A 15789-nucleotide genomic window follows, 5' to 3' on the forward strand; every position below is an offset into this window, starting at 1 on the left:
ATCCAATTATGAAACGCCTCATCCTCTTTGTGACCATTGCCTTAGGACTTTTCAAGCAAGCGTATGCCCAGCAGGATAAGTACGTGAAGGCCATGGAAAGCGCCATCGCCAAGGTAAATTTTATGGCCTCAAAGGACGATTTATTGCAGTCGGCCAGCCAGTTTGAGCGCATCGGTGGGGCCGAAGCCAACGAGTGGTTACCTAATTACTGGTCAGCGTATACGTATTCCATCATGGCGTACAAAGAGCAGGACGCCGCCAAAAAAGACGCTTTTCTGGACAAAGCCGATGCCTTTTTCGAGAAAGCCCTTAAGCAGCAACCCGATAACGACGAACTGATGGTGTTACAGGCGCAACTGGCTGGTGCACGGCTAGCGGTCGATCCGCAGAATCGGTGGCAAAAATACGGCGATATCTACCAGACTGCCCTAGACAAAGCGACCGCTAAAAACGCCGAAAATCCCCGTATTTACTACCTTCAGGGGCAATCGCTCTTGTATAAGCCAGAGCAATACGGCGGTGGTAAAAAGGTCGCTTGTCCGCTGTTGCAGAAAGCCGCCGAAAAATTTGCTACCTTCAAAGCAACAACCCGTATTCATCCTAACTGGGGAGCAGAAGAAACCAAGTATGCGATGAAACAGTGTGCAGGCCAGTAAATCAAGGATCGAAACCTTAACTGAAGAAGACAATGAATGCATACCAAAAAATATTCCGGCAGGGCTGGGAGGGCTGGTTTCTCTCCGTACTGGTTTGCATGATGATGGTGTACGGAGTCAGTGGGGTTATTTATTTTACGCTACAGATAACCACGTTGCAAAGCCCACAGAGCCAGGTTTTTACGGCGGTGTTGATTAGCAACTTCTCAAACGCCGTAGTGGTTATCGTTGCCTGCTTTGTGTTTGGAACAAGAAACCAACCTGCCGGAAGGCTATGGAAACGGCATTTGTATTTATCGCTAGTGGTGATTGTCTCGGTTACGGTTACTAACGGGTTACTCTGGCGTTTCTGGCTGCTGGAAAAGGTACAATCAACGTCGGAAAACGACATGACGAGCGGGGGCAAATGGGCGTATATGCTCGCCCCGTTGCTGGTGTCCAATATCTTTTATTACTTTCAGCAGCGCGCCCAAACCATCACCAAAAAAATTACCGAGCAGGAGTACCAGCTATTACATTTGGAACAGTCGAAAACCCGCGCCGAACTGGAAGCCCTGCAAGCGAAGATTAACCCGCACTTTCTGCATAACTCCCTGAATTCCATTGCCAGTCTGGTGCATGACGATCCCGATCGGGCGGAGCAAATGGTTTTGTTATTGTCCAAGCTATTTCGCTACACAACGGGCATGAAAAACCAGTACTTCAATTCGCTGGCCAATGAGTTGGAGATGGTGCAGACCTATCTGGACGTCGAACAGGTGCGCTTCGGAGACCGTTTGTCGTATCGCATTGATCTGGCCGAAAAAGCGTGGAATCACGTGCAGATTCCTCAGTTTCTGCTTCAGCCGCTGGTGGAAAACGCCATTAAACACGGCATTTCGAAAGTGGCTGGGCCGGGGGCGATTATCCTGCGGATTGAGCAGGAAGGAGAATGGCTGAGGTTCTGCATCCACGACAACGGGCCAGCCTTTCCGGAAGAGTTGGTGGCGGGCTATGGTCTGCAAAGCATCCAGGACAAACTGCGGTTGCTTTACGGAGACGATGCCCGGTTGCTGGTGCGCAATCAACCCGGTAAAGAAATTGTCATATGCATTAAGTTTGAGCGATTGACTGACCAACTTCCGCAAGCGATTACTCGTTCCAATGTGAAGACAGAACCAACACTTTCGTAACCTGACCAATCAGAGAACAACGTTTATTTCCAAAACCCCAATGGCCTCGCAATTCCCGCTTCGTACCTTACTGATTGATGATGAACCGCTGGCCCTTAAACGACTGCGCCGCTTGTTAAGTCAGCATAGCGATACGTTCGCTATTGTGGGCGAAGCCGGAAACGGCATCGAAGGCGTGACCGCCGTTGAAACGCTACGGCCTGATCTGATTTTTCTGGATATTGAAATGCCCGGACTGAATGGCTTCGAAATGCTGGCGAAGCTTTCATTTTTGCCCCTGGTGGTTTTTGCCACCGCCTACGATGATTATGCCGTTCGGGCCTTTGAAGAAAATTCCATTGATTATTTGCTAAAGCCGGTAGAACCGGAGCGACTGACTAAAACGGTCGAAAGGCTCCGGAAAGCACAACCCGCTCCGACGGGTGCCGTGCCCGATCTGCGGCATTTGCTGGAACTGTTCAAGCCTAAGAAAGAATTACACGCCATTTCGGTGAAATCCGGCGACCGAATCTTGCTAATTCCGCTGGCGGATATCGCCTTTTTCGAAGCCGAAGACAAGTACGTTTTGTTGCACACGCACGACGGACAGCAATACCTGACCACCTACACCATTACCACTCTCGAAGAAAAGCTCCCCGATACATTTGTGCGAATCAGCCGGGCAGTGCTGGTCAATTCCCGGTTTATCAAAGAAATTCAACGGTATTTCAGCGGAAAGTACCTAATTGTGCTGCGCGACAAGAAAAGCAGCCAGCTCCAAACCGGCAGTACGTACAACGACAACTTGAAGAGCCTGATGGAATTATAAAAGCGTTAAAGATTTAAGCGAATTGGCAAATAAGAGCGCCAAGAGACTGATTATTCTAAATCCTTTACTCCTTACCGCTTTTCGCCCTTTTAAAAACATACGCTTTTATGTAACTTGCACCCTGATTATGAACGAGCCCGGAACGTTGGGCCGTTTTTGTTAAAGTTTGTTAAAACGAATCCGGCTGGATGAAAGAACTCATTGACCTGAGCAATCTGCCCCAACACATTGCCGTTATTATGGACGGAAACGGACGCTGGGCAAAACGGCAGGGCGCTGCACGGGTATTTGGTCACCGGAATGCCATCAAAGCAGTTAGGGAAGCAACAGAAGGTTGCGCAGAACTAGGTATTAAACACCTGACTCTCTATACTTTCTCAACAGAAAACTGGGGAAGGCCAAAATTTGAAATTGATGCACTAATGCAACTTTTAGTGCATACAATTCGGGCCGAAATTCCAACCTTGACCGAAAATAACGTGCGCTTGACTACCATCGGTGATACGACGAGTCTGCCGCGTGCCTGTCGGGCTGAACTGGAAGAAGCCATTCAACTAACTGAAGGCAATACAGGGTTGAACTTGATTCTGGCATTGAGCTACAGTGGAAAGTGGGATATTGTTGAGGCCACCAAGAAACTGGCCCAGCAAGTGAAAAACGGAACACTGACGCCGGATCAGATCGATGAAGACCTGTTTAACCAAGCGTTGGCAACTGAAGGAATTGCCAATGTGGATTTAATGATTCGCACAGGGGGCGATCATCGCATCAGTAACTTCATGCTTTGGCAACTGGCTTACGCCGAATTGTATGTTATTAACGACGTATTCTGGCCCGATTTCCGCAAACCACACCTTTGGGAAGCTATCCTGACTTATCAGGGACGCGAACGCCGATTTGGCAAGATCAGTGAGCAATTGGTCAAGTAACTGACCGCCGCGTTGATCCTGCAACGATTTTCCCAAAAGAAGGGTCATTAGTAATAGTATACTAACAAAATTCAAGGAATTGAAATCTACCGTTTTGATTAGAAGCTGGCAATTGGCAACTACGGTCGCCGTTTGTGCGTTGCTTTCTGTTACATCATTGACTGTTCGGGCGCAGGTTCGGCCAGGAATTGGTGTAGGGGTGGGGCGTGGCTCGGCAAGCGCTGAAGTTATCGATGTTAACTACGCCGATCCAAAGGAATATGAAATTGCAGGATTGACCGTTAGCGGAAACAAATACCTGGATCCCAATTCGCTTTTATCACTCACGGGTCTGAAAGTAGGGGATAAAATTCGCATTCCCGGTGAAAACGTCAACAGCGCCATCCGGAAGCTCATGCAATCGGGCTTGCTGGAAGATGTTGAACTGTTGGCTACAAAAGTGGAAGGTGACCAGATTCACCTGAATGTTGAAATCAAAGAGCAACCGCGTTTATACAAGGTTGATTTTCTGGGTATTCGCAAAGGCGAGCAGGACGCACTGAAAGATAAAGTAAAGTTGAACCTGGGGCGTCTGGTTTCCAGCACAATTATCAAAAATACGCAGTTGAGTGTAAAGAAATTCTTTGTTGAAAAAGGCTTTCTAAACACAAAAGTGCAAATCACGACGGTTTCGACGGACAGCGCCCGAAATTATGCCGCCATGCGTGTGCTGATTGAAAAAGGGCCAAAAGTTAAGATTCATAACATTGAGATTCAAGGCCGGGAAGAGATTGAAGAGTCTAAAATCCGGCTAAAAATGAAGGGCACCAAGCAAGCTCGCTTTGGTCGTTTGTTTACGCCTTCGAAATTTATTCCGAAGAAATTTGAGGAGGATAAAGGAAAGGTAATCGAATACTACAACAAGGAAGGTTACCGGGATGCCATCGTTACGTTTGACTCTGTTTATGCTTTTGATGGCAAAAGTGTCAACATCGTGATGAACATTGATGAAGGCAATAAATATTACATTCGGGATATTACCTGGACGGGCAACTACCTGTATACTGCCGAAGAGCTGACCCAGGTATTGGGGCTGAAAAAAGGTGATATCTACAGCAAAGAAGAAATCGAACGACGTAAAGGCGGTATTCCGGGCGCGGACTTAAGTTCCGTATACATGGACCGGGGTTATCTGTACTACAATGCCGAAGACGTTATTAAAAGTGTAGAAGGTGACTCGGTTGACCTTGAGTTCCGGATTTTTGAGGGAAAACAGGCTACCATTAACAAAATTGTACTTAACGGGAATACTAAAACTAGCGACCACGTTGTGCTTCGCGAGATTCGGACGTTACCCGGACAGAAATTTAGCAAAACCGACATCATTCGGACGCAACGCGAATTAGCGACGCTCGGCTATTTCGATCCGGAGAAAATTGGAATTGTGCCGGTGCCGCAACCTGATGGAACGGTTGATATTGAATATACCGTTGAGGAAAAACCTTCCGATCAGATTGAGTTATCCGGTGGTTGGGGTGGATTCGTGGGTTTTGTCGGTACTTTAGGCTTGGTATTCAATAACTTCTCGGCCAAAAATATCACCAACTTGAGCGCCTGGAAGCCACTTCCGGCGGGTGACGGACAGAAACTAGCGTTGCGTTTCCAGGCTAACGGACGGCAATTCCAGACTTATTCATTGACGTTTACAGAGCCTTGGTTAGGTGGAAAAAAACCGAACGCATTTTCAATTGGTGTGAGCCACACTATTTTCCGGCAATTCGACCAATTTAGTATCTACAGAACGGGTAATTCTCTACGGAACGCAACTGCGTTTGGAGCGTATAACAACACCAGTATCTCGCTTTCGCTGGGCCGTCGCCTTCGTTTCCCGGATGACTTTTTTACCCTGAGCAACTCGTTGACTTACCAACGTTACGGCTTGGATCGGCTAAACCTATTTTATATTAGAGATGCGGAAACTGGACAGGAGTTCAACAATGGAACATCAAACAGCTTCTTGTTTAATACTACGCTAGCGCGGAATAGCATCGATAACCCGCAGTTCCCGCGTTCAGGGTCTTCGTTCTCGTTGAGTTCGTCCCTAACGCCGCCTTACTCGTTGTTCCGCAATAAGCCGCTAAGCCGTGATTTGAACGAGCGTTACAAATGGGTTGAATACCACAAATGGATGTTCGATGCAAGCTGGTTTGCCACGGTTACCGGAAAGCTGGTTATGAACGCCCGGGCTCACATGGGCTTCTTGGGGCGCTACAGTCCGAAAGCAGATTACAGTCCATTTGAACGCTTCGTACTGGGTGGTTCGGGTCTGGCTGGAACAGGTCAATTTGCACTGGCTCAGGATATTATCGGTCTACGTGGCTACGATGACCGGAGTGTTTATACGGGTCGTTACAATGTAATGCCAGACGCCAACGACCGGCAACGGGGTGGGGTTGTTTACAATAAATTTGTGATGGAGCTTCGCTATCCTGTGTCCTTAAATCCGTCGGCAACCATCTTTGTTTTGAGCTTCCTGGAAGCAGGGAACAACTGGGGTGACTTTAAGTACTACAATCCGTTTGACCTGAAACGGTCGGCGGGGATCGGTGCCCGGATTTTCATGCCTGCATTTGGCTTGATTGGTATTGATTACGGATATGGATTTGATAAGAATCCAGGAGCGCAAAAAGGTCCTGGTGGTCAGTTCCACTTCACAATCGGACAGCAAATTAGATAATAAGGAATCTGGTATTTCGTTGTAAACGGGAACGGCAAGCTGCTTGAAAACGTTATTGATTCTCAAGGGATTGTTGCTCGGCTATAAGCAAAAAAAGGCCAGGCGGATATGAAAAAAAATCTAGTTTTAGTAACTTTGCTGTCTCTTTGGGGACTTTTGCCAGCACAGGCACAGAAGTTTGGTTATGTGGACACGGACTTCATTACCAGCAAGATGCCGGAATACCAAAAGGCTCTGACAGAGATCGATAAGTTTGCGGATAAGTGGTCGAAAGATATCCAGGATAAGTACACTGAAATTGAAAAATTACAGAAATCTTACAATGCCGAGGAAATCCTGCTGACCGAAGAAATGAAGCGCGATCGTCAACGAATCATCAGCGACAAAGAGCGGGAAGCCCGGGAATATAACAATAGGGTTTTTGGGTACGAAGGCCTCTTGTATCAGAAGAAAAAAGATTTGATGAAACCCGTTATGGAAGTAGTCAATCGGGCCATTGAAAAAGTAGCGATTCAAAAAAAGCTGAACTTTATGTTCGATAAAGCCAGCGATTTTGTGATGCTTTATACCGATCCCCGTCACGATTATAGTGACTACGTGATGGAAGAGCTGGGACTAAGTATCGATCAGAAAAGTTCTAGAACGGCTGATAACGTGACACCGCCAGCGGGAGAACCAAAAACAAATACAAAACCAACGCAAAAACCTAAATAACTAAAGTCAGAATGAAGAATACATTCATCCTTGCACTGGCAGCAGTGCTAATGTTGGGAGCAGGTCAGGTAAAGGCACAAGCACAGGAAGCCGCCACAACTGCTGCCCCGGCAACTGTTAAAATTGGCTATACTAACATTGATTATATTTTGGCAGGAATGCCGGAATTTAAAGACATTCAAAACCAGCTTGATATCCAGCGGACTCAGCTAGGCAATGCCTATAATGCTAAAGTGAAAGAGTTTCAGGATAAGCTGGGTGTCTACGAAAAAGGCGCTGCCCAGATGACAGACGTTATCAAAGCGGATCGCGAGAAAGAACTGCAAACGCTGCAACAAAGCATTCAGGAGTTCCAACGCAACTCAGAAGAGTCATTGCAGAAGAAATACCAGACATTGGTAAATCCTGTGATGCAGAAAATTCAGACGAACATTGATGCCGTAGCGAAGGACAATAGCTTTACGCATGTTTTCAACCTTGACGCTGGTCAGGGAACGCTGCCTATTTTGTTGTACGCAACAAAAGAGTCGGACATTACAGACCTGGTATTCAAGAAAATGGGTGTAACGCCGCCAGCTCCTGGTGCAGCAGCAACACCGGCTGCGGGCACATCAACGTCAAGCAGCACTAAGCCAGCGACACCGGCTCAGTCAACACCGGCACCTAAGAAAAAGAATTAATTGCCTAAAGGCCTGTCCAAATCTTATTGAAAGGGCAGTTTAATTTTGATAACGCCAACATGCTCAGTATGTTGGCGTTATTTTTATTTGTGAGCTATTCTACTTGATTTCGCGAATCGAAAAAGTGCAAATAACTAATATTTGTTGTGCTATTTTGGGAAATCTAAGCTTGCTTGATTTAATCGTAAAATCTAACTACTAATTTTACGTTACCAATAAAACAATAGATTGGCTTAATCCATTATGCGGCAAACGACATTGCTATTAATCCTATTGCTGTTTTTCACCGTAAGCTGGAGCATCGCTCAGGAAAGCAAGTCTCTTCAAATAGTTCTACCCCAGCAACCTAATTGGAATACAGTTTCAGAAGGGCGTACCATTGAGTTTACTTTAAAAGCAGTTGGTCCTAAAACAGACACCCTATTATTCAGCATTTCCGAAGGCAAGGCCGATGGCATGGTACTTGACTCAACGGGACGATTTCGTTGGACCCCCGGCTATGACCTCGCCGACCGGACCGCCATGAATAAAGTGGTTCCCGTCATTTTTGAAGTTCAAACCAAAACGGGTGAGCGCGCTACTCAATTGGTCGAATTTAAAGTGCAACACGTCAACCGCCCGCCGTTGGTTGGTGATCTACGGCCTTTTTATGTGCGTTACAAAACCCAGAATTCGTATAAAATAGATTCCAATTCCATCCGGGATGAAGATGGCGACCCACTTGTATTTATTCCGATTACGGACCAGATGCCGGAAAATTTCAAGATGTCAGCACAGGGTGAAGTAACCTGGCAGTTATCCCTCAATCAGTTTAACAAGCTGAAAGAAAAACCGCAATACATCGAATTTTGGGTAGAAGATCAGCCAACAAAAGCCCGTACCAAAGGGCGCTTGAAGGTAGAAGTAACCCAGATGGATTTGCCGCCCGAAATCAACGTGGTACCGGAATACTCCAAAGTGAAGATTAAAGAGAATGCCACCATCAACCTGAAGTTTTACCTGAGTGACCCAAATGGTGATGATGACATTGCCACGTTCGATTTTCTGTCTGAGAATTTGCAGGTGCCAAAATCAACTCTGATCAAAAATACGCCGACTCAATACGAGTTTGTCTGGACGCCAGGTTACGACTTTGTGAAAGATCCGCTTGATTCGCTTTCGTTTCAGATTGTGTTTTACGCGCTCGACAAAGCTCAGAACCGGCAGGAGCGGAAGATTAATTTTGTGGTTTGTAATGCGGTGAATGAGGCCGAGAAAGATCGGTATTATTACATTCAATACCGGCAGGCTATCGTGAGCGCTTGGAATTTACTGGAGCAATTGCAGGAAAAGGAAAACGAATTGAAGCGCAGCTACCGGAAAGCAAAACGCGGCAAGCGGAATCGCTCGATGGTGAATGCCTCGCTGGGTGCCGTAACGGGCGTAACACCCACCGTGGCGGCGAACAATAAAAATCCGAACGTGCAGACTAACCTTCGCTATGTCTCGGCAGTGGGTGGAACCGCCGTCATGACGATGGGAACGCTGGAAGCAACCGAAGTAGTTGGTAAATCAATGAAAGACCTGCTCGACCGTTTTAATTACGTGATGAGCAAGAAAAGTGAGGTACAAAACAAAGGCGATGTTTTTGCCCGGGAATTTGCTTTGAAGTCAACCCGGCGGGAACGGGAATTTGTGAAGAGGCTGGATGAGTTTCGCGCATCAATGAGTTTATCAGGATTAGTTGCTCTAGAACTGGATGCTGGCTGGGAGAACAAAAAAGAAGCCACCGACAAAGCGCTTAAACGAATATTCAAAGACTTTACGCCCCTCGAAGAAACCCAATAGGACACAAAAAAAGCAGCTTTTAAGGCTGCTTTTTTTGTGTTTAATCGATCCACATCACCTTGTCGTAGGCAATCTCATAATCCAGTTCTTCAAGTGGCACCAGGCCATTGAGTTTTCCTGCGCCATCCAGTTGAACCGCGTACCAGATTCCCGTCGCGTCGCGGAGCAAAATTCGATAGCCGTACAACGGATGGTAGGTGTGCCCGTCTGTGCGGTGGTCCCAACCGGTTTGCAATTCGATGGCGAAAGCAATCTGCGATAGAGCCGTTCCCAGATTAGCAATCAAATTACCAAAGCTATCCAGTTCTTCCATCCACAAAACGTGGCCATCCGTACCCCATTCGAAAGCTGGATTAGACGATATATAAGGAATTTCAGTGTTCATAAGGAATAACGAGTAAGGATTGATGAGAAGCAAAGGCGTTAAGAGGCCTTTAACCACATTTGCTCTTGTTCGCGCTCCTGCCATTTCCGGAGCCAGAACCGGTATTTCTTCCGACCGTAGTCAATAAACTCCGGTATGGCCGTGGCATCGACCGCAAAAAGGCGATTAGGTTCCTGTTTCTGAATCCCAACCAGTACAAAGCGAAAATGACGCGTCTGGCTCCATTCGCCACGTTGATTTCCCCGGCCTTCCGCAAAACGCAGCGCGTCAAGATAGTAAGCTGCCTGACGGTCATAATCATAATCATAGCAGCTTTGCAAAAACTGGCTCTGGCTCTGTGCCGAAGTCGTTTTAAAGTCAATGATCAGTGCATTTTGTCGCTGAGCGCTTGTATAAACGACATCCAGACGAGCCTTGCACGCCACTTCGGTCATTGGCTCCGTAAACAAAACAATCCGGTTGCGTTGCGCGGTGCCTTGAATCGCATTTTGTTGCGCTCCATTTTGCTCGGCCAGTTGAAGGTAGCGCTTGCAAAACGAATCGCGGCGTAGCAGTGGCATTAAGGGCTCTAGCTCGGCCGTTTTACTAAATGCCATATCCGGTAACAATTGTTGAATAACGCTGCCCACCGACTCAGGACCGACCAGATGATGGCGAAAAGCCCGGCCAACGCTTTGGCGGTCCGTACTTTCCCGAACGGCATTCGAGTTATTGGCGGCAAAACGCGCCGAAGGAGCCGTTCCCCGGCCCAGATATTCTTCCTGTAAGCGTGTCAAATCAGAATTTGACACGCGCGGGATGCTGCAATAATCCATAGGTTGCTGGTGTTAAGCCCGGCCAACGCTGGCTAATTCCTGTTCCGTGAGGTTGGCAAAAGGGTTGTAATAATTGTAAGCCGTTTTGACGTTCGCCATATCCGTTAGGGTTTCTTGGCGGAAAATCCTGTTGCTTTCGGCAAATGCCTTCAGCGTTTTGGTTTGTTCTGGCTCGGCCAGTTTATAGCTAAATGTCGAGATGTAGTAAACACCCTTAGGCTGAATTTTGGTATTCTCTTTCTTTTCCGCTTCCGCCGTGATAACTACATCCGCTAGCGTCAGGTCGTCGTAGAAGAGCGGCTCGATTAGGCGAAAAATATTATCGACTGAATAGCCGTGAAATAAAATAGCTGAAAGGCAGGCCTTATCGTCAATAAAAAAAATTTCGGCCCAGTTCTTCGTTCCCATGTTCAGGATGTTATCCGAAAAAATTCGCCAGGCAATCGGCTGAAAAGTCAGCGTACGGCCTAATTTCTCGGTTCCGTTGATGTTGAAAACCCCTTCTTTAGCATCGAAACGATACTGGCGGGGATGCCCTTCCAGGTATTTATAGCGGGCAGTTGACGGGATATTCACGAGCTGTTCCATAGTTTCCTGAACTTTCTGATATACTTTAAGTTCCAAACCGCTTTGATTTCCGGCTGATGTGTTGTTTTTTTGTATGTTCATTAGTATTTGTTGTTTACTGTTCGGACAGGGGGCGGCTTTGCAGCCCCTTTTGCCTTTTATAAGGGCTTGATCGAACTATTAAAAATACATACTTTTGTGTAAAAATCCTAGCGGTTTTTACGAAGTTTTCAGTCAGACTAAGCCAGATCTTAGCGAACGGGAAATAACGAAAAAATGCCTGTAAAAAGGCCCTAAAGCGGCTAATTTCGGCATTCATTAAGCTCTCTTAGTCGCTTGCATAAAATACATAGTTTTATGTAAAAAAGGTTGCCTGCTTATGGAAATTGGAGACCGGCTGCAACAGTTGATCGAAATGCTGGATGTGAGCGTGCTGGAATTTGCCCGGCAACTCGGTGAGAAGCGTGGCGAGAAAGTGTATCACATTTTGCATGGCCGATTAAAACCACGATACGAGACATTACAGAAAATTCTGGTAGCCTACCCGCAGGTGAATGCCGATTGGTTATTACGCGGAGAAGGCATGATGTTTCGCACACTGCCGCAGACCCCTTCGGCAGCTATTACCCTCGACGAGCGTTTACGCAACATGGAATTCCTTCTTTTTCAGCTTAATGAGCGCGTTGCTTTACTACAGCAGACGAATGACCTGCTGCGCCAGGAATTAGAGGCGCGGCGGCGAAAATAAGCGAGGTAACGGCACAATCTAGAGCGAGGCAAAACTCGTAAATAGATTATTGGTAATATTCGGTTTTAATTACTTAGTATTAGACTTTATAGGCTATCTATTCACACTATGTTTTCATTTTTTACCCGGAAAAAACAGCCTGCACTGACTGATTATGGCTTTGTAGGCGTTGATATGCATTCACACTTGATCCCGGGAATTGACGATGGCGTACCTGATATGGAAACAGCCCTGGAAGCGCTGACTCAGTTACAGAATCTGGGCTATCGAAAAGTAGTCACGACGCCACACGTCATTCAGGACATGTACCCAAATACCTCGGCGGTTATTCGCCAAGGCGTTGCCGAAGTCCAGGCGGCGGCTAAAGAACACGGCCTGACTATTGAAATTGAGGCTGCTGCGGAGTATTTGCTGGATGAGTATTTTATGGCGCTGCTGCATAAAGGCGACTTACTAACCTTTGGCTCCAATTACTTACTCTTTGAGCTTTCGTTCGCCGTTCCTCCGCTAAACCTCGAAGACCTGGTTTTCCAGATGATGACGCGGGGCTACCGGCCCATTCTGGCGCATCCCGAGCGCTACTCGTATCTGAAAGACCATCCCGAACGCATCAAGAACCTGCGCGATCAGGGTTGCCTGCTCCAACTGAATATTTTATCGCTCTATGGCCAGTACGGTTCGCGGGCGCAGCAACAGGCGCGTTATTTCCTCGAACATGGGATGATTGATTTTCTGGGAACGGACATGCACCGGGTGCGCGATGCGGAGAAAATGAAGCAGTTAATTTCGGCAAAAGAATCTGCTATTATGGGCGGAAAAACATTTCTAAACGCTTCTTTGTGATCTCTAAGAACTCTTTTTCTATCTTATTTTTGTCTGATAATTAGCGTTATTTTTTTCTGCTGATCTTAGAATAATCAGGTATCTACGCACAAAAGAAACAAGAAATAATATCCTTTTTCTGCAAAAAAACCAGAGGAAGAGGGTTTCTATTAAGCTGTCTTATAGACACTTAAAAGGATTGTTACGCAATTGATTATTTGTTGGATTTTTAAAAGAAAATGCTGACCAGTCAGTAAAATAGTGCAAAAACTGTTTCCAAACTCATTTTCAATGCCTATGTTTAACTGATTATTCTAAGAAACTGTTGCCAAAAAATAGTCTACTTTTTGATTTCGGTTACATAGCAAAAATCCTAAACGTTGATAGTCGTCAGTGATTAGTTATGGGTATCTACTAAACAACCAACTTATTTTATGAAGATTGCAGTAGTAGGTACCGGTTACGTGGGTCTTGTAACCGGTACTTGTTTTGCCGAAACTGGTAATCAGGTAATTTGCGTCGATATTGACAGCCGGAAAGTCGAAAAGCTTAATAACGGCATCATTCCCATCTACGAACCAGGTCTGGATGTGTTGTTTAACCGTAACACGGCGGAAGGCCGCCTGAAATTCACGACCAATCTGGCCGAGGGCATCGAAGGAGCGGAGGTCATTTTTCTGGCCTTGCCGACACCTCCGGGGGAAGATGGCTCAGCGGATTTGAAATACATCTTGAAAGTAGCCGGCGATCTGGGTCAATTGTTAAAAGAATACGCCGTTGTTATTGATAAGAGCACGGTTCCGGTGGGAACCGCCGAAAAAGTAGCCGAATACATTTCCCTCAGTGCGCAGGTAGACTTCGACGTAGTATCCAATCCCGAATTTTTGCGCGAAGGCGTTGCCGTTGAAGACTTCATGAAGCCGGACCGCGTAGTGATCGGCACCCGGTCGGAGCGGGCCAAAGCCGTGATGAACAAACTCTACGCGCCGCTGGTACGCCAAGGAAACCCCATTATTTTCATGGACGAACGCTCGGCAGAGATGACCAAATACGCGGCCAACGCGTTTCTGGCAACCAAGATTACGTTCATGAACGAAATTGCCAACCTTTGCGAAAAAGTGGGCGCTAATGTCGATGACATTCGTCGAGGCATTGGAACCGATAGCCGGATTGGAAAGCGCTTTCTGTTTGCGGGCATAGGCTACGGTGGAAGCTGTTTTCCGAAAGATGTTCAGGCGCTGGCTAAAACCGCCCAGGAATACGACTACGATTTCCGCCTGCTGAATTCCGTCATGGCGGTTAATAGTGACCAGAAAACGAAGCTACTGCCGCTGATCAAAGCCCATTTTGGCGGTGATCTGAAAGGGAAAATCCTCGCCATATGGGGCTTGGCGTTTAAACCCTATACCGACGACATACGTGAAGCACCTGCCCTCGAAAACATCCGGGCACTGCTGGCCGAAGGAGCTAAAATCACCGTTTACGATCCAGAAGCAATGGATAACGTGCGGAACATTTTAGGCAACCAGATCACATATGCACACACCTCCTATGCCGCCCTGGACGATGCCGACGCCCTGGTGATTATGACCGAGTGGCCCCTGTTCCGCACGCCCGATTTTGGCAAAATGAATCTGCTCTTAAAGAATAAAGTCATTTTTGATGGCCGAAACGTCTACGAATTAGACCAGATTAAAGAACAAGGATATACCTATTACAGCATTGGCCGCGAGGCAATTGGAGAAGAAATAAAACAAACCATTTAATGAAAAAAGCACTGATTACCGGTACTACCGGCCAGGATGGCGCGTATCTGACCGAGTTATTATTGGAAAAAGGCTACGAAGTGCACGGCATCAAACGCCGGAGCTCCTTGTTCAATACCCAGCGGATTGATCACCTCTACGAAGATCCGCACGAAAAAAACGTACGGCTTAAATTGCATTACGGGGATTTATCCGACTCGACCAACATCATCCGGATTATCCAGGAAGTACAGCCCGACGAAATTTATAACCTCGGGGCTATGTCGCATGTGCGGGTAAGCTTCGATGAGCCTGAATACACGGCCCAAGTCGATGGAATTGGAACGCTACGGATTCTGGAAGCCGTTCGGCTATTAGGTCTGACCGAAAAAACCCGGATTTATCAGGCATCCACGTCGGAGTTATACGGCGGGGTACAGGGACACGCGCAGTCCGAAGAAACGCCATTTTACCCGCGTTCTCCTTATGCCGTGGCAAAATTATACGGCTACTGGATTACGGTAAACTACCGCGAAGCCTACAACATGTACGCCTGCAACGGTATCCTTTTTAACCACGAATCACCGCTACGGGGCGAAACCTTTGTAACGCGTAAGATTACTCGGGCAGTAGCGCGGATCGGTTTAGGCTTACAGGACAAAGTATACCTGGGGAACATCGATTCTCTGCGCGACTGGGGCCACGCTAAAGACTATGTCGAAGCGATGTGGCTGATCCTCCAGCAGGAAAAACCCGAAGATTTTGTGATTGCTACGGGCATTACAACCAGCATTCGGGATTTTGTACGCCTGGCTTTTGCCGAAATCGGCGTTGAGTTAGCTTTCGAAGGGGAAGGCGTTCATGAAAGAGCGATTGTGGTAAGTGCCAGCAATCCAGATTATCCGGTTGAAATTGGCAAGGAAGTGCTTTGCATTGATGAGCGTTATTTCCGCCCGACGGAAGTGGACCTCTTGCTGGGCGATCCAACGAAAGCCATGACTAAGCTGGGCTGGAAACCAAAATACGATCTGCAAGCCCTGGTGAAAGACATGGTTTCTGCCGACGTAGCCCTTTTCCGTCGTGACCAGCTTCTGGTTGAAGGCGGCCACCAGGTATTGAATTATTTCGAGTAGGTTGGTATTATCCCAATTCTTATTTTTACCTCTGTCTTACGAAGTGCCAACTTTAGTAGGGCAGAGGTTTTA

15 protein-coding genes are annotated in these 15789 nt (G+C 47.0%); 12 read left to right on the forward strand and 3 right to left on the reverse strand.

Annotation, left to right across the window (positions count from 1 at the left end):
• Positions 1 to 8 precede the first annotated feature (8 nt).
• The 8 genes from L0Y31_RS09675 (at position 9) to L0Y31_RS09710 (ending at position 9502) form a co-directional block, all read left to right on the forward strand.
• Positions 9 to 656: a hypothetical protein gene (locus tag L0Y31_RS09675; RefSeq protein ID WP_234736924.1), complete on the forward strand. Its 648-nt coding sequence runs from the start codon at positions 9 to 11 to the stop codon at positions 654 to 656.
• Positions 657 to 688: 32 nt separating this feature from the next.
• A complete protein-coding gene (locus L0Y31_RS09680; protein WP_234736925.1) occupies positions 689 to 1828 on the forward strand; it encodes a sensor histidine kinase in 1140 nt (379 codons plus the stop codon).
• A 40-nt stretch (positions 1829 to 1868) separates the two neighbouring features.
• On the forward strand, positions 1869 to 2636 hold the full coding sequence (locus L0Y31_RS09685) for a LytR/AlgR family response regulator transcription factor (RefSeq protein WP_234736926.1): 768 nt from the start codon (positions 1869 to 1871) through the stop codon (positions 2634 to 2636).
• A 188-nt stretch (positions 2637 to 2824) separates the two neighbouring features.
• On the forward strand, positions 2825 to 3565 hold the full coding sequence (locus tag L0Y31_RS09690; protein WP_234736927.1) for an isoprenyl transferase: 741 nt from the start codon (positions 2825 to 2827) through the stop codon (positions 3563 to 3565).
• A gap of 79 nt (positions 3566 to 3644) precedes the next feature.
• A complete protein-coding gene (gene bamA, locus L0Y31_RS09695) occupies positions 3645 to 6281 on the forward strand; it encodes an outer membrane protein assembly factor BamA (protein ID WP_407084070.1) in 2637 nt (878 codons plus the stop codon).
• Positions 6282 to 6389: 108 nt separating this feature from the next.
• Positions 6390 to 6995, forward strand: a complete 606-nt coding sequence (locus tag L0Y31_RS09700; RefSeq protein ID WP_234736928.1) for an OmpH/Skp family outer membrane protein — start codon at positions 6390 to 6392, stop codon at positions 6993 to 6995.
• Between the two features lie 11 nt (positions 6996 to 7006).
• Positions 7007 to 7675 (forward strand): OmpH/Skp family outer membrane protein, encoded by a 669-nt coding sequence (locus L0Y31_RS09705; protein ID WP_234736929.1) that lies wholly within the window; start codon positions 7007 to 7009, stop codon positions 7673 to 7675.
• Between the two features lie 243 nt (positions 7676 to 7918).
• Positions 7919 to 9502, forward strand: coding sequence for a hypothetical protein (locus L0Y31_RS09710; protein ID WP_234736930.1), 1584 nt, complete (start codon positions 7919 to 7921; stop codon positions 9500 to 9502).
• Positions 9503 to 9542: 40 nt separating this feature from the next.
• On the opposite strand, the gene L0Y31_RS09715 is transcribed toward L0Y31_RS09710, so the two are convergent.
• Genes L0Y31_RS09715 through L0Y31_RS09725 form a run of 3 tightly spaced genes read right to left on the reverse strand, consistent with a single transcriptional unit; the run spans position 9543 to position 11371 of the window.
• Positions 9543 to 9887 carry a hypothetical protein gene (locus tag L0Y31_RS09715; RefSeq protein ID WP_234736931.1) on the reverse strand — a complete coding sequence of 115 codons (345 nt, stop codon included), beginning with the start codon at positions 9885 to 9887 and terminating at the stop codon, positions 9543 to 9545.
• 38 nt (positions 9888 to 9925) lie between these two features.
• The gene (locus tag L0Y31_RS09720; protein ID WP_234736932.1) at positions 9926 to 10702 is read right to left on the reverse strand and encodes a PD-(D/E)XK nuclease-like domain-containing protein; all 777 of its coding nucleotides are present in this window, start codon (positions 10700 to 10702) and stop codon (positions 9926 to 9928) included.
• A 12-nt stretch (positions 10703 to 10714) separates the two neighbouring features.
• Positions 10715 to 11371, reverse strand: coding sequence for a hypothetical protein (locus L0Y31_RS09725; RefSeq protein ID WP_234736933.1), 657 nt, complete (start codon positions 11369 to 11371; stop codon positions 10715 to 10717).
• Positions 11372 to 11648: 277 nt separating this feature from the next.
• Between L0Y31_RS09725 and L0Y31_RS09730 the strand changes: the two genes are divergently transcribed.
• The 4 genes from L0Y31_RS09730 to gmd all read left to right on the forward strand — a co-directional run bounded on the left by L0Y31_RS09730 (position 11649) and on the right by gmd (position 15717).
• Positions 11649 to 12017, forward strand: coding sequence for an XRE family transcriptional regulator (locus L0Y31_RS09730; RefSeq protein WP_234736934.1), 369 nt, complete (start codon positions 11649 to 11651; stop codon positions 12015 to 12017).
• A gap of 108 nt (positions 12018 to 12125) precedes the next feature.
• Positions 12126 to 12860, forward strand: coding sequence for a tyrosine-protein phosphatase (locus L0Y31_RS09735; RefSeq protein WP_234736935.1), 735 nt, complete (start codon positions 12126 to 12128; stop codon positions 12858 to 12860).
• Between the two features lie 413 nt (positions 12861 to 13273).
• Complete coding sequence (locus tag L0Y31_RS09740; protein WP_234736936.1) at positions 13274 to 14605, forward strand: UDP-glucose dehydrogenase family protein; 1332 nt, start codon at positions 13274 to 13276, stop codon at positions 14603 to 14605.
• The gene (gene gmd, locus L0Y31_RS09745) at positions 14605 to 15717 is read left to right on the forward strand and encodes a GDP-mannose 4,6-dehydratase (RefSeq protein WP_234736937.1); all 1113 of its coding nucleotides are present in this window, start codon (positions 14605 to 14607) and stop codon (positions 15715 to 15717) included. Before L0Y31_RS09740 ends, gmd begins: the two co-directional genes overlap by 1 nt.
• Positions 15718 to 15789: the final 72 nt, after the last annotated feature.

This window comes from Tellurirhabdus bombi (genome assembly GCF_021484805.1).
GTDB lineage: Bacteria > Bacteroidota > Bacteroidia > Cytophagales > Spirosomataceae > Tellurirhabdus > Tellurirhabdus bombi.

What these genes read in the sequence shown, in the direction of transcription:
- L0Y31_RS09720 (WP_234736932.1), bottom strand. Translation starts at nt 10,702, where the DNA reads ATGGATTATTGCAGCATCCCGCGCGTGTCAAATTCTGATTTGACACGC.
- L0Y31_RS09740 (WP_234736936.1), top strand. Translation starts at nt 13,274, where the DNA reads ATGAAGATTGCAGTAGTAGGTACCGGTTACGTGGGTCTTGTAACCGGT.
- gmd (WP_234736937.1), top strand. Translation starts at nt 14,605, where the DNA reads ATGAAAAAAGCACTGATTACCGGTACTACCGGCCAGGATGGCGCGTAT.
- L0Y31_RS09700 (WP_234736928.1), top strand. Translation starts at nt 6,390, where the DNA reads ATGAAAAAAAATCTAGTTTTAGTAACTTTGCTGTCTCTTTGGGGACTT.
- L0Y31_RS09705 (WP_234736929.1), top strand. Translation starts at nt 7,007, where the DNA reads ATGAAGAATACATTCATCCTTGCACTGGCAGCAGTGCTAATGTTGGGA.
- L0Y31_RS09690 (WP_234736927.1), top strand. Translation starts at nt 2,825, where the DNA reads ATGAAAGAACTCATTGACCTGAGCAATCTGCCCCAACACATTGCCGTT.
- L0Y31_RS09730 (WP_234736934.1), top strand. Translation starts at nt 11,649, where the DNA reads ATGGAAATTGGAGACCGGCTGCAACAGTTGATCGAAATGCTGGATGTG.
- L0Y31_RS09680 (WP_234736925.1), top strand. Translation starts at nt 689, where the DNA reads ATGAATGCATACCAAAAAATATTCCGGCAGGGCTGGGAGGGCTGGTTT.
- L0Y31_RS09675 (WP_234736924.1), top strand. Translation starts at nt 9, where the DNA reads ATGAAACGCCTCATCCTCTTTGTGACCATTGCCTTAGGACTTTTCAAG.
- L0Y31_RS09715 (WP_234736931.1), bottom strand. Translation starts at nt 9,887, where the DNA reads ATGAACACTGAAATTCCTTATATATCGTCTAATCCAGCTTTCGAATGG.
- L0Y31_RS09735 (WP_234736935.1), top strand. Translation starts at nt 12,126, where the DNA reads ATGTTTTCATTTTTTACCCGGAAAAAACAGCCTGCACTGACTGATTAT.
- L0Y31_RS09685 (WP_234736926.1), top strand. Translation starts at nt 1,869, where the DNA reads ATGGCCTCGCAATTCCCGCTTCGTACCTTACTGATTGATGATGAACCG.
- L0Y31_RS09710 (WP_234736930.1), top strand. Translation starts at nt 7,919, where the DNA reads ATGCGGCAAACGACATTGCTATTAATCCTATTGCTGTTTTTCACCGTA.
- L0Y31_RS09725 (WP_234736933.1), bottom strand. Translation starts at nt 11,371, where the DNA reads ATGAACATACAAAAAAACAACACATCAGCCGGAAATCAAAGCGGTTTG.